Annotated in this window: 11 protein-coding genes; 2 read left to right on the top strand and 9 right to left on the bottom strand. The window is 69.4% G+C overall.

Features of this window, described 5'->3' with window-relative positions:
* The first annotated feature begins 1 nt into the window (after nt 1).
* Nucleotides 2-1,633 (top strand): cytochrome bc1 complex cytochrome b subunit, encoded by a 1,632-nt coding sequence (gene qcrB / locus I6G21_RS09190; protein ID WP_058730866.1) that lies wholly within the window; start codon nt 2-4, stop codon nt 1,631-1,633.
* A gap of 1,522 nt (nt 1,634-3,155) precedes the next feature.
* On the opposite strand, the gene I6G21_RS09185 is transcribed toward qcrB, so the two are convergent.
* From I6G21_RS09185 to I6G21_RS09165, 5 genes are all read right to left on the bottom strand, one after another.
* On the bottom strand, nt 3,156-3,557 hold the full coding sequence (locus I6G21_RS09185; protein WP_058730865.1) for a cytochrome c oxidase subunit 4: 402 nt from the start codon (nt 3,555-3,557) through the stop codon (nt 3,156-3,158).
* Nucleotides 3,558-3,572: 15 nt separating this feature from the next.
* Complete coding sequence (ctaD, locus tag I6G21_RS09180) at nt 3,573-5,276, bottom strand: aa3-type cytochrome oxidase subunit I (RefSeq protein WP_061225509.1); 1,704 nt, start codon at nt 5,274-5,276, stop codon at nt 3,573-3,575.
* A gap of 10 nt (nt 5,277-5,286) precedes the next feature.
* A complete protein-coding gene (gene ctaC, locus I6G21_RS09175) occupies nt 5,287-6,153 on the bottom strand; it encodes an aa3-type cytochrome oxidase subunit II (protein WP_100463649.1) in 867 nt (288 codons plus the stop codon).
* A 314-nt stretch (nt 6,154-6,467) separates the two neighbouring features.
* Nucleotides 6,468-6,833 (bottom strand): HesB/IscA family protein, encoded by a 366-nt coding sequence (locus I6G21_RS09170; protein WP_058730862.1) that lies wholly within the window; start codon nt 6,831-6,833, stop codon nt 6,468-6,470.
* Between the two features lie 101 nt (nt 6,834-6,934).
* Entirely contained in the window at nt 6,935-8,371 is a 1,437-nt protein-coding gene (locus I6G21_RS09165; protein WP_064725339.1) for a dipeptidase, read from the bottom strand.
* 127 nt (nt 8,372-8,498) lie between these two features.
* On the opposite strand from I6G21_RS09165, the gene I6G21_RS09160 reads away from it, so the two are divergent.
* Nucleotides 8,499-9,110 (top strand): DUF3043 domain-containing protein, encoded by a 612-nt coding sequence (locus tag I6G21_RS09160; RefSeq protein WP_061225512.1) that lies wholly within the window; start codon nt 8,499-8,501, stop codon nt 9,108-9,110.
* An 8-nt stretch (nt 9,111-9,118) separates the two neighbouring features.
* Here the strand turns inward: I6G21_RS09160 and I6G21_RS09155 are convergent, their stop codons facing one another.
* The 4 genes from I6G21_RS09155 to leuA form a co-directional block, all read right to left on the bottom strand.
* A complete protein-coding gene (locus tag I6G21_RS09155; protein ID WP_061225545.1) occupies nt 9,119-10,222 on the bottom strand; it encodes a quinone-dependent dihydroorotate dehydrogenase in 1,104 nt (367 codons plus the stop codon).
* Between the two features lie 57 nt (nt 10,223-10,279).
* Nucleotides 10,280-11,065, bottom strand: a complete 786-nt coding sequence (locus I6G21_RS09150) for an isoprenyl transferase (RefSeq protein ID WP_064725340.1) — start codon at nt 11,063-11,065, stop codon at nt 10,280-10,282.
* On the bottom strand, nt 11,062-11,823 hold the full coding sequence (recO, locus tag I6G21_RS09145) for a DNA repair protein RecO (protein ID WP_165869965.1): 762 nt from the start codon (nt 11,821-11,823) through the stop codon (nt 11,062-11,064). The genes I6G21_RS09150 and recO overlap by 4 nt, the downstream gene beginning before the upstream one ends.
* A gap of 93 nt (nt 11,824-11,916) precedes the next feature.
* Nucleotides 11,917-13,650 (bottom strand): 2-isopropylmalate synthase, encoded by a 1,734-nt coding sequence (gene leuA / locus I6G21_RS09140; RefSeq protein WP_058730858.1) that lies wholly within the window; start codon nt 13,648-13,650, stop codon nt 11,917-11,919.
* Nucleotides 13,651-13,745 lie beyond the last annotated feature (95 nt).

Here is a 13,745-nt window from a genome sequence, read left to right as displayed (position 1 = left end):
CATGTCCAACGCTGTGACCGAATACCAGCCGGAGACCCGCACCGGCCGCATTGCCAACTTCGTCGACTCCCGCGTCGGGATGTCCGGGATCATCAAGGAGTTCGGCCGGAAGATCTTCCCGGATCACTGGTCCTTCATGTTCGGCGAGGTGGCCCTGTACTGCCTGGTCATCCTCATCCTGTCCGGGACCTACCTGACCTTCTTCTTCAACCCCACCATGGACACCGTCATCTACGACGGCGCCTACGTGCCCATGAAGGGCGTGGAGATGTCCGGGGCCTACGCCTCGGCGCTGGACATCTCCTTCGAGACCCGCGGCGGGCTGTTCATGCGCCAGGTCCACCACTGGGCCGCGCTGATGTTCGTCGTCGCGATCGCGGTGCACATGATGCGCGTGTTCTTCACCGGCGCCTTCCGCCGCCCGCGCGAGCTGAACTGGGTCGTCGGCGGCACGCTGTTCGTGCTGGCCATGGCCGCCGGGTTCACCGGCTACTCCCTGCCCGATGACGTGCTCTCCGGCAACGGCCTGCGCATCATCGACGGCGTCATGAAGGCGATCCCGCTGGTCGGCACCTACCTCTCCCTGTTCTTCTTCGGCGGGGAGTTCCCGGGCCACCACGTGATCGGGCGCCTGTACACGCTGCACATCATGATCGTGCCGGCCCTGATCCTGCTGACGGTGGCCATCCACCTGTTCATGGTCGTCGTGCACAAGCACACCCAGTACCCGGGTCCGGGCCGGACCGAGAAGAACGTCGTGGGCTTCCCCGTGGGCCCCGTCTACGCCGCGAAGGCCGGCGGGTTCTTCTTCATCGTCTTCGGCGTGATCGCCCTGCTCGGGGCGACCACCACGATCAACGCGATCTGGAACTACGGCCCCTATGATCCCTCCCCCGTGCAGGCCGGTACGCAGCCGGACTGGTACATCGGCTGGGTCGACGGCGCCCTGCGCCTGATGCCCGGCTCCTGGCCGTGGCACTGGCAGCTGCAGGCCGGCGGCACCTGGGTCCTGGCGGTCCTGCTGCCGATGATCCCCGCCGCTATCCTGCTGGGCGTGTTCTTCACCTGGCCGTGGCTGGAGCGGTGGGTGACCAAGGACAACCGGGAGCACCACATCCTGGATCGTCCCCGCAACGCCCCGTTCCGCACGGGTGCCGGGGTCGCCGGGATCACCTGGTACGCCGTGATGATGACCGCCGCGAGCTCCGACCTGATCGCCACCCACTTCCACGTGGCCTTCAACGACGTGCTCTACGTGCTGCGGTTCCTGTTCTTCTTCGGCCCGTTCATCGCCTTCGAGATCACTCGGCGGATCTGCCTGTCCCTGCAGCGCAAGGACCGGGAGCTGGTCCTGCACGGCGTCGAGTCCGGTCGGGTCGTCCAGCTGCCGCACGGCGAGTTCATCGAGATCCACGAGCCGCTGAACGAGTACGACCGGTACCGCCTGGTCTCCTTCGAGTCCCCCGTCTACCAGCCGGCCACCCCGGATGAGGACGGGAAGATCGGCGGCAAGGAGAAGATCCGCGGGGCCCTGTCCCGCCTGTTCTTCCACGACCGGGTCGCCCCGGTCACCCCGCGTGAGCTGGAGGCGGCACAGCACCACCACGAGCTGGAGTCCGACGAGAAGCACTGATCCGCTCCCCCGGTCTGGACAGGCCCCGCGCATCGGCTGATGCGCGGGGTCTCTTCGCATACTCTGGGCCGGGTTCGGACCGGGCTCACCTCGCGGGCCGTTCGGGAGGGGTTCGTCGTTTCGGGACCGGAATACCCCGTCCCGAAGCGACGAACCCGTCCCCAAACGCGGCCGATGCCGGTTCCGGTCCCCTGGTGCTCATGACGTGAGACCCGGCCGGCACACACCCACCGGGTCCGAACGGGGACCCGCCCTCGCCTCCACGTCGCCCTGCGCCGCACTGGCGAGGCCCTGAGGTCCCTGTTCCGGAGCCGGTGCCCTGTCCCGGAGCGGATCCGGCGCCCCCTCTGGCGGCGTCGGCCCACCGTCACCACTCTTGCGGGGCTGCCCGCTGACTTGCGTTCGGAGGCGCACACAGACGCAGAGAGGCGCTGGAGCACGGGGCCGGCGCGGCGGGCGCAGGCCGGGGGTGCCATATCCGGGCTGGGCGGGTGCTGCGGCGCGGTGCCCGGCTCCAGGTGGGAGCGCGAGAGGGGACGAGGGGCAGGCTCTCGGTCGGGTCTCGGTCATCACGTTGAGTACGTGCGGTCACACGGTGGATTTGGTCCCCGCCGGGGAGAGCCGCAGGAGCCGCAGGGCCGATCCAGCGTCCTGGGCGTCGCTTCCTGACTCGTCTCTCTCCCCGCCCCCGCGGAGATACCGGATGCGTGCTGAGATGCGGGGATCGTGTTGGGATACCGCACGACGGGACGCACCTGAGAACGAACAGTGTACCCCAGCACTAAACCCTCATCTCAACGCACTCGGGAGTGCTGCACTCACGACGCTGCGGGCACGCGGCATCACCGGGAAGGCATCGCCGGAGCCGGACGCGGGGCGGGCGTCCTGCATCCGATGATCCGGGGTAGGTCCTTCTGCCGGGGACCCGCCCCGGCTTCCGGCATGGCGCCGACGGTTTGGCGAAAACCAGAGGAGCACTCCCCGGTCGGCCCAGCGTCGCCCCCGTCGGTCTGGGATCGGCCCAGGGTCAGTCCGGGAACGAGACCACCCGGATCCCCCGACTTGGCTCGCCCGTAGGGGACAGACAGAGGGTTGCCTCCGGCGGAGAACCGGGGCCCGTGGGACCGGTATCGGACCCTGCGGGGGGCTCCAGCATGAGGCAGCCCTCGGCAGATGGTCCCCGGTCCCCCACCGGGCCGATGGCGCCCGGCGGGGCCCGGCATCGACGGGCGCCACGGCGACAGCTGCTCGCCACGAGAACGGACGCCCCTCGGGCAGACTGTCCGCGGGCCCGAGGCGTGCGCATCCCCGCAAGGCCGCGGGCCGGGAGAAGAAAGCCGGCTTCCGAGCGCAGCGGCCCCGCGAGGGCATCAGACAGGGGCACAGGGGCGCAAGCATACGAAAAAGGAGCGTCCCCCTCGGTGCAGAGCATGCTCTGCGCCGAGGGGGACGCTCCCGTATCGTGCCGGTACCTACCCGGCGGCCGCGGTTCCCCACACCGGGGATCCGCGGCGGAGGGGTGTCAGTGGGCGTGGGCCCCGCGGTTGTACTCGTAGACCCAGCCGACGAGGCCGACCACGGCCAGCGGGGCCGCGATCGCCAGGATCCACCAGCCCACGGCCATGCCGACGACGGCGATGGCGCAGACGATGCCCAGCATCAGGGGCCACCAGCTCCACGGGGAGTAGAACCCGTAGTCCCCGGCGGCGTCCACGATCTCACCGTCCAGGTTGTCCGACGGCTGATCGGGGTGGTGCTTCTCCGTGAAGAAGATGAAGAAGGCCAGGAACCCGCACATGATGGCGGTCAGCAGCAGGGCGGGGAATCCGACCCACTCCTCGAAGCCCGTCATGAAGCCGTAGACGATGGCCACGGGGACCAGGAAGACCGCGAGGCCTCCGAAGATCAGACCGGTGATGCGCATAGCGTGTCTCCTCCCCTAGGCGCTGACCGAGGCGGCCTTGCGGGCCGCCGCGGCGACGTCGTGGTTGGTGGACAGTTCCGGATGGTGCAGATCCAGCGCGGGGCGCTCGGAGCGGATCCGGGGCAGGGCGGTGAAGTTGTGCCGCGGGGGCGGGCAGGAGGTCGCCCACTCCAGCGAACCGCCGAAGCCCCAGGGATCGTCCACCTCGACCTTCTTGCCGTAGCGGGTGGTGATGTACACGTTCCAGAAGAACGGGATCATCGACACCGCCAGGATCATCGAGCCGATCGTGGAGATCTGGTTCATCCAGGTGAAGCCGTCCTCGACCATGTAGTCCGCGTAGCGACGCGGCATGCCGTCCACACCCAGCCAGTGCTGGATCAGGAAGGTCGTGTGGAAGCCGATGAACAGCAGCCAGAAGTGGATCTTGCCCAGGCGCTCGTTCAGCATCTTGCCGGTGAACTTGGGCCACCAGAAGTAGGTCGCCGCGAAGGCGCAGAACACCACGGTGCCGAAGATCGTGTAGTGGAAGTGCGCCACCACGAAGTAGGTGTCGGACAGGTGGAAGTCCAGCGGCGGGGTGGCCAGGATGATGCCGGTGACGCCGCCGAACAGGAAGGTCAGCAGGAAGCCGAACACCCACAGCATCGGCGTCTCGAAGGTCATCGAACCCTGCCACATCGTGCCGATCCAGTTGAAGAACTTCACGCCCGTGGGCACGCCGATCATCATCGTCATGAAGGAGAAGAACGGCAGCATCACGGCGCCGGTCACGTACATGTGGTGCGCCCACACGGTCACCGACAGGGCGGCGATCGCGATGGTCGCGTACACCAGGCCCTTGTAGCCGAAGATCGGCTTGCGGGAGAACACCGGGATGATCTCGGAGACGACGCCGAAGAACGGCAGCGCCAGGACGTACACCTCGGGGTGCCCGAAGAACCAGAACAGGTGCTGCCACAGGATCGGCCCGCCGTTCTCGGCGTCGTAGATGTGACCGCCCAGGCGACGGTCCATCCCCAGGGCGAACAGCGCCGCGGCCAGCGGCGGGAAGATCATGATGATCAGGATCGCGGTGATCAGGGTGGTCCAGGTGAACACCGGGGTGCGCCACATGGTCATGCCCGGGGCGCGCATGCACAGGATCGTGGTGATGAAGTTGACGCCGCCCATGATGGTGCCGAAGCCCTGCAGCGCCAGGCCGAAGACCCACAGGTCGCCGCCCACGCTGGGGCTGTACGTCGTGGAGTTCAGCGGGGCGTAGGCGAACCAGCCGAAGGAGGCCGCACCCTGCGGGGTGAGGAACCCGGCGATGGCGACCAGCGAGCCGAACAGGAAGAACCAGAAGGCCAGCGCGTTCAGCCGCGGGAAGGCGACGTCGGGCGCGCCGATCTGCAGGGGCACGATGACGTTGGCGAACCCGACGAACACGGGCGTGCCGAACATCAGCAGCATCAGGGTGCCGTGCATCGTGAACAGCTGGTTGAACTGGTCCTTGGTCTCCAGGATCTGCATCCCCGGCTCGAACAGCTCCAGGCGCATGATCAGCGCCATCACGCCGGCGAGGCAGAAGAAGGTGAAGGACGCGATCAGGTACATGTACCCGATGGTCTTGTGGTCGGTGGACGTCAGCCAGTTGACGACGATGCGCCCGCGGGAGCGGGGCACGGCGCGCGGAGCAACTTGGGTCTGGTCCGCTGAATACTCGAAGGTAGACATCGGTGCTTCCCTACTGGTCGGTCTTGGTCTTGTTCGGGTTCCGGTTGTACTCGTCGCCGAGGATCCCGTGGTTCTGCGGGTGATCCTCGTCGGCGAACAGCTCCATCTGCTTCCGGTAGTCCTCCTGGGAGACCACCTTGACCTTGAAGAGCATCTCGGAGTGGTATTCACCGCACAGCTCGGCGCACTTGCCCTGGTACTCCCCCGTACCGCCGGTGGTGAAGCTCATGTAGTTGGTCTGGCCGGGGATCGTGTCCAGCTTCTGCAGGAACGCCGGAACCCAGAAGGAGTGGTTGACGTCGCGGCTCTTCAGCTGCAGCTCGACCTTGGAGTGCTCCGGCAGGTAGAGGGTGTCCAGCTTCTCTTCGACGCCCTCCTTGCCGGTCAGGTCCGCCTGCGCCCCGGAGGTGTGCACGTTGGAGTCCACGTAGTTGAAGTCCCAGGCCCACTGCTTGCCGTAGACCTCGACGGTGACGTCGGGGTGGTCGTAGCGGGCGTCCACCTCGCGCTCGACGCGATCGGAGAAGGAGAAGAGGCTGACGATCAGGATGATCGGGACCAGCGTGTAGAAGATCTCCAGCGGCAGGTGGTAGCCCACCTGCTTGGGGTACCCGGTCTCGTTCTTGCGACGCCGGTAGGCGATGATGCACCACAGCATCAGACCCCAGGTGATCAGGCCCACGGCCAGCGCCGCGATCCACGACCCGATCCACAGATCCATGATCGTGTCCACGTGGTTGGTGGTGCCCCGCTGCGTCGGCAGGAAGCCTCGCTGCGCGACGTCCGAACACCCCGTCATCAGCAGGGTGGCCGCGGCCGATGCCCCGACGACGAGCGTCTTGGTCCACCGGGAGCCGGTTCGATGCTGCGAACTCACAGACTGCCCTTCCTCTAAATCCATGCGTGTGATGCGGCGCAGGGGCGGTCCGGTGTGCCTCCCGGAGGGGAAGCCGGGACCGACCCTAGCCTGGTTTTCTCTTCAGAAGCTTACCCGCACCTGCGAGTTCGCACTGACACTGTGTCATCAGGATATCCCGTGTCGCGCGCCTCGCCCGGCTGCGACATCCCGGTCTCGAGGACCGCGCCGCCGCGTGATCCCGGGGCAGCAGCCGCACGCGAACGCGGCCCGCATCCGCCCTCCTGGGAGGGGGGATGCGGGCCACGTTACGCTCGGGAATCCGCGTGGGCGGATCAGTGGAAGGAGTCCCCGCAGGCGCAGGAGCCCTGGGCGTTGGGGTTGTCGATGGAGAAGCCCTGCTTCTGGATGGTGTCCTCGAAGTCGATGGTCGAGCCGTCCAGATACGGCACGGACATCCGATCCACGATGACCTCGACGCCGTCGAAGTCGCGCACGGCGTCGCCGTCGAGCACGCGCTCGTCGAAGTACAGCTGGTAGATCAGCCCGGAGCAGCCGCCCGGCTGCACGGCGACCCGCAGCCGCAGGTCCTCGCGGCCCTCCTGCTCGAGCAGGGAGCGGACCTTCTCGGCGGCGACCTCGGTCAGGGTCACCCCGTGGGTGGGCATCTCGGTGGCAGTCTCTTCGGTGGCGACGCTCATGGTCGTGTTCCTTTCCCGATCGGGGATCTGGCGGATCCGTCCTCGTGTTCCGAAAGCCTAGTCCGCCGTGCACCTGTGGCCAACGGCGGTGGGCCTTCCGTTTATTCCCCGGCGGCCTCGGACCCGGAGCCGTTCTCGTTCATCCGCGCCAGGAACAGCGCCTGCGCCTCGATGGCCCGGCGGAAGTCCGGGACGTACAGGGACTCGTTGGCGCTGTGGGCGCGGGTGTCCGGATCCTCGATGCCGGTGATCAGGATCGCGGCCTGCGGGAAGGTCTCGGTCAGCGAGGCGACGAACGGGATGGAGCCGCCCATGCCGGTCAGCACCGGCTGCACGCCCCAGGCCTCGCCCATCGCGGCGAGCACGGCCTGGGCCGAGGCCGAGGAGGTGTCGGCCTCGAACGGGCTGCCTGCCTCCCCCGCGTCGTAGGTCACCTGCACGCCCGCGGGAGCGTGCTCGCGCAGGTGCCGCTCCAGCAGTCGGTGGGCCTCGGCCGGGTCCTGGCCCGGTGCCAGCCGCAGGCTGACCCGGGCGCGGCAGGTCTCGACCATCGTGTTGGAGGAGTGCTCCACCGGGGTCACGTCCATTCCGATCACCGACAGCGCCGGCTGGGCCCACAGCCGCGACGTGAGGGATCCGCGCCCGGCCAGCGCCGCCTCCTCGGCCACCCCGGCGTCGGCCCGGAAGTCGGCCTCGTCGTAGTCCAGCTCCGGCTCCGGCGCGCGCACGAGGCCCTCGACGGCGACCGCGCCGTCGGCATCGTGCAGGGTGGCCAGCAGCCGGACCATCACGGTGGTCGCATCCAGCAGGGGCCCGCCGAACATCCCCGAGTGCAGCGCGTGGTCCATCGTGCGCACGGTGACCGTGCCGGAGACGACCCCGCGCAGACTCGAGGTCAGGGCCGGGACCCCGGCCCGCCAGTTCGCCGAATCAGCGACGACGATGGTCTGCGCGGCCAGCTTGTCCCGATACTGAGCCAGGAAGTTCTCGAAGCTGGGCGAGCCCGCCTCCTCCTCCCCCTCGATGAACAGGGTGATGCCCAGGCGCAGGTCATCCCCGAGGGTGTCGATCAGGTGGCGCACCGAGGCCAGATGGACCATGACCCCGGCCTTGTCATCGGCGGCCCCGCGGCCGTAGAGCCGATCGCCCACCGGGGTGGCGACGAAGGGCTCGGTGTTCCACTGCTGCGGATCGGAGACCGGCTGCACGTCGTGGTGGGCGTAGAGCATGACGGTCGGATACCCCGGGGCGGCCGGTCGGGAGGCGACGACGGCGGGCATCCCCTGGGATCCGTCCGGGCGGGCGGCGGTGAGGATCTCCACCTGCTCCAGCCCGGCCTGGCGAGCCAGCTCGGCGACGGCCTCCGCGCTGCGGGACACCTGGCTGAGGTCGTGGCTCTCCCAGGCGATCGAGGGGATGGCGACCAGCTCGGTGAGCTGCTCGAGGATCCGTGGGAAGTCCTCCTCCACCGCGCGCATCAGCGCGGCGTGCTCCTGCGGGCGGTCGGCGGGCGTGTGGGGTGTTGCATCGGTGCTCATGCCCTCCAGCCTATCCGCGCCCGCCCCGCATGCACCGGCCCGGGCCGCCGCGCGGGCTTCCCACCGGCCCGCCCGGCAGGTCGTGCGCCCGGGCCGCACCGGGACGGCGGACCGGTACCATGGTCGGGTGTTCGGAAAGAAGAAGAAATCCCAGGAAGATCGGCCCGATCCCGCCCAGGAGAGCGTCCGGGAATCGCCGACCCGCCCACACGACGGCGGGCGCGGAACGACCCCCGGCAAGGGCCGCCCCACCCCCAGCCGCAAGGAGCAGGAGGCCGCCCGGCGTCGTCCGCTGGTCCCCCAGGATCGCAAGGCGGCCAAGGAAGCCAACCGCGAGGCCGCCCGCGAGGCGCGGATCCTGCAGAACCAGGCGATGCAGACCGGCGACGAACGCTACCTGCCCGCGCGCGATCGGGGCCCGCAGCGCCGCTTCGCGCGCGACTTCGTGGATTCCCGGCGCAACATCGGCGACTTCTTCATCGTCGTGTTGCTGATCCTGTTCATCGGAAGCATGTTCCTGCCGGCCCAGCAGCCCATCCTGGTGAACATCATGTGGATCCTGATCCTCGTATGGATCATCGACACCTGGCTGATGTGGCGGAAGCTGAAATCCCGCCTGGTCGAGAAGTTCACCACGGTCCAGCAGGGCTCGGCCTGGTACGCGTGGAACCGGGCCATGATGATCCGCCGCCTGCGTCTGCCCAAGCCCCAGGTCCGCCACGGGGAGCGCCCCGCCTGATCCCCGCCTCAGCGGGAGCGGCGGGGATCCCGCCGAGCCATCAGCCGGCGTAGGCCGCGGTTGATCCGGCGGACCCAGAACGGGCCCTCGTAGAGGAACGCGGTGTAGCCCTGCACGAGGTCTGCCCCGTGCTCCAGGCGCTCGTAGACATCCTGGGCCGTGGTGATGCCGCCGACCGAGACGACGGCCATGGACTCCGGGACGATGCCGCGCAGCAGATCCAGGACCTCCAGGGCCCGTCGACGCAGGGGCTCGCCGGAGAGCCCGCCCGCGCCGCGCTCGGCCACCTCCGCGGGGTCGCTGCGCAGGCCCAGGCCCTCGCGGGCGATCGTGGTGTTCACCGCGATGATCCCGTCCAGACCGACTCGCTCGGCCAGCTCGGCGATCTCCCGGATCTGCTCGTCCTCCAGATCCGGGGCGATCTTCACCAGCAGGGGCACGTGACGCCCGGCCACCCGGTCCGCCTCCTCCCCGACCGCGCGCAGCAGCGGCTCGAGGCTCTGCGCGGTCTGCAGATCCCGCAGGCCGGGAGTGTTCGGGGAGCTGACGTTCACGGCCAGGTAATCGGCCTGCGGGGCCAGGGCGCGGGTGCTCTCCAGGTAATCCGCGGTGGCCTCCTCCAGGGGCACGATCTTGGTCTTGCCGATGTTCACCCCGATCACGGGGCGGACGCGGCGTCCGCTCCGAGCCCCCTCCAGGTCCGCGTGCGCCGCGGCCAGGCGCGGGCCGATGGCCCCGGCGCCGTCGTTGTTGAAGCCCATGCGGTTGATCACGGCGCGGTCGCGCACGAGGCGGAACAGCCGCGGGCGGGGATTGCCGGGCTGGGCCTGGGCCGTGATGGTGCCGACCTCAACATGCCCGAACCCCAGATCCGCCAGCGCCGCGACGCCGGTTGCGCCTTTGTCGAAGCCGGCGGCCAGACCGAAGGGCGACGGGAAGTCCAGCCCCAGAGCGCGGGTGCGCAGCTGCGGGTGGGGGGCGCACAGGACCCGCAGGAGCCGGGAGGCGCCGGTGGCCCGGGCCGCCTTGATGCCGTCGAAGCCGATGCGGTGGGCTCGTTCGGGATCCATCCCGGAGAAGACCACGCGGAAGAAGGTCGGGTAGAAGCGCACCATGTTCATCCTCGCTCGTTATATCTCAGGTTGCAGTTGAAGGTCTGTTGTTCAATCTCAGGTGTTGCTTGAAGCCTTGTCGACGGCCGCCCCGTAGCGTCGGTCCCGCCGGGCGTACTCCTCGACCGCGCGCCACAGCACGAGCCGGTCCATGTCCGGCCAGAGCACGTCCATGAAGACCATCTCCGCGTAGGCCGACTGCCACAGGAGGAAGTTGGAGAAGCGCTGCTCCCCCGAGGTGCGCAGGAACAGGTCGACGTCGGGCACCTCGGGCTCGTCCAGGTACCGGGCGAAGGTCTTCTCCGTGACCGAGCCCGGCTTCAGGCGCCCTGCCGCGGCGTCGGCGGCGATGGCGGCGGCGGCATCGGCGATCTCGGCGCGGCCCCCGTAGTTCACGCACATCACCAGCGTGCACACCGTGTTCTCTCTGGTCTCCCGCTCGCACTGCTCCAGCTGCCGGATCACCGAGGTCCACAGTCGGGGTCTGCGCCCGGCCCACCGGATGCGCACCCCCCAGGACTTCAGGGTCTCCAGCTGGCGCTCCAGCACGTCCGTGCAGAAGCGCATGAGGAAGCTGACCTCGTCCAGGGAGCGCTTCCAGTTCTCCGTGGAGAAGGCGTAGGCGCTGACATACGGGATCCCCATCTCGATGGCCCCGGCCACGACGTCCAGCAGCGCCTGCTCCCCGGCCTTGTGGCCCTCGTTGCGCGGCAGACCGCGGGCGTTGGCCCACCGGCCGTTGCCGTCCATGACCACCGCGACGTGCTGCGGCACGAAGCGCCGGGGGATGTCCGGCGCGGTGCGACCGCTGGGATGGGGGAAGGGCTGCACCGGCTGATTCATCGAGGCCTTTCTTCCAGCAGATCGAAGGACCGGAACGCGTGGTCCAGGTGCCACTGTACCGAAGCCCGCACCAGCCGCCCGGTCCGACGACGCGAGGCATCGTCGTCCGCCGAGTCCAGCGCGGCCCAGTCGCCCCGGGCCAGGGCGTCGAGGCGGTCCAGATGCCCGGCGCGCAGGGGCCGGTCCCCCGGTTCCAGGCATCCGGAGCCGACGGCGCCGCCGTCGCGCACGGACCACCCGAGAAGGTCCGCCTCACCCCCGCAGCGCACGCAGCGGTTCGTGCTGACCGACCAGCCGGCCGCTGCCAGGGCGCGCAGCAGGTAGGAGTCCAGGACGTCGCGCGGATCGTGCAGGTGCCGCGCCAGGGCCGACAGCGCCCCGGCCGTGAGGGGGAACAGCGCCGCGGCCGTGTCCTGCTCCCCCTGCCCGATGCGGTCGGCGACCTCGCAGATCGCGCTGGCCGCCAGATACGCGTCCCAATCGGCCACCAGCGGGGCGGAGTAGGCCTTGACGGTCACGGCCTGGGTGATCGTGGCCAGGGAGCGTCCGGAGACGAAGGAGACGTCCGCGACCATGAACGGCTCCAGGCGCGCCCCCATCTTCGACGAGGCCCGCCGCACCCCCTTGGCCACCGCGCGCAGCATCCCGTGGTGGGCGGTGAGACCCACGATGATCCGGTCGGCCTCCCCCAGGGGGTGGGTCGCGAGGATCAGCAGCAGGTCCCGGGAGCTGCGGGCGGGGATCGCGGTCAGAGGCACGCCTCCATTCTCCCACGGCAGCCCGCTCGAGGCCGGGAGCGCAGGGTCCCGGCCGACGGCGGCCACGGCACGGGCCGATCCGAACGCCCCGACTCAGCGCAGCGCGCGGTTCACCGCGGAGACCACGGCCTTCAGCCCGGCGCGGGTGGTGTTGGCGTCGATGCCCACGCCCCACAGCACCCGATCCCCCACGGCCGCCTCGACGTAGCTGGCGGCCTGGGCGTACTCCCCCGAGCTCAGCGCGTGCTCGGAGTAGTCCAGCACGCGCACATCCACTCCCTCGCGGGAGAGGATCTGCGTCATCGCGTCGATCGGGCCGCTGCCGGTGCCGGAGCGCTCCAGGACACGGCCCCCGGCCTCCAGCCGCACCCGCAGCGTCGTGTCCCCCGTGTCTGCGGCCTCGGTGGTCATCGAGGCGATGCGGAACCGGCCCCAGCGCGCAGCCCCCGGCTCCTCGGCCGGCAGGTACTCGTCCCGGAAGATCTCCCACAGGGCGACGCTGGTGATCTCCCCGCCCTGCTCGTCGGTGCGCGCCTGGACCAGCGCGGAGAACTCGGCCTGCGCCCGCTTGGGCATCTCCAGGCCCTTCTGCCGCTGCAGCAGGTAGGCGATCCCGCCCTTGCCGGACTGGGAGTTTACCCGGATCACGGCCTCGTAGTCGCGCCCGACGTCCTTCGGGTCGATCGGCAGGTACGGCACCGCCCATTCCATGTCCGCGGGGTCCTGCCCGGTCTGCTCCGCCCGCTGGGCCATCGCATCGAAGCCCTTCTTGATGGCGTCCTGGTGGGACCCGGAGAAGGCCGTGAAGACCAGCTCCCCGCCGTAGGGGGTGCGCTCGGGCACGCGCAGCTGGTTCGCGTACTCCACGGTGTGGCGGATGTGCTCGATGTCGGAGAAGTCGATCTGCGGATCCACGCCCTGGGTCAGCATGTTCAGTCCCAGCGTCACCAGGTCCACGTTGCCGGTGCGCTCGCCGTTGCCGAACAGGCACCCTTCGATCCGGTCGGCCCCGGCCAGGTACCCCAGCTCGGCCGCGGCCACACCGGTGCCGCGGTCGTTGTGCGGGTGCAGGGACAGCACCACGTTCTCCCGGTGCTCCAGGTGCCGGTGCATCCACTCGATGGAGTCGGCGTAGATGTTGGGGGTGGCCATCTCTACGGTGGCCGGCAGGTTGATGATGACCTCGCGGCCGTCGCCGACCCCCAGCTCGGCGGCGACGGCGTTGGCGACCCGGGCCGCGTACTGGACCTCGGTGCCCGTGTAGGACTCCGGAGAGTACTCGTAGGTGATGGGCACGGCGCTGCCCAGCTGCTCCTCGTACTTGGCGCACAGCCGGGCCCCGCGCAGGGCGATGTCCAGGATCTCGTCCTGATCCGCCTGGAAGACCACCCGGCGCTGCAGCACCGAGGTGGAGTTGTAGAAGTGCACGATCGCGGAGGGGGCGCCCTCGATGGCCTCGTAGGTGCGCTCGATCAGGTGCTCCCGGCACTGGACCAGCACCTGGATCGTGACGTCCTCGGGGATGTGCCGACCCTCGATGAGGGTGCGCACGAAGTCGAAGTCCGTCTGGGAGGCCGAGGGGAAGCCGACCTCGATCTCCTTGTAGCCCATGGCCACCAGGAGCTTGAACATGGCCAGCTTGCGGTCGGTGTCCATCGGATCGGCCAGGGCCTGGTTCCCGTCGCGCAGGTCCACCGCGCACCAGCGCGGGGCCTGAGTGATGACCCGGTCCGGCCAGGTGCGGTCCGGCAGGGACACGGGCAGCTGCTCGAGATAGGGACGATACCGATGGGTGGGCATCGGGGAGGGCTGCTGGCGGTTGGGCAAGGCACTCGCCTTCTTCCTGGGTCAGGATGGGCGGTCGACGCGGGCGGCGGCTCCGCAGCGAGGGGGTCGGCCTAGGGGAAGCTGACCTCGCTGCG

This window comes from Rothia kristinae (assembly GCF_016028855.1).
Lineage (GTDB): Bacteria > Actinomycetota > Actinomycetes > Actinomycetales > Micrococcaceae > Rothia > Rothia kristinae.
Note: the sequence above shows the minus strand (reverse complement) of the source record. Positions and strands in the feature narration are given on the sequence as shown.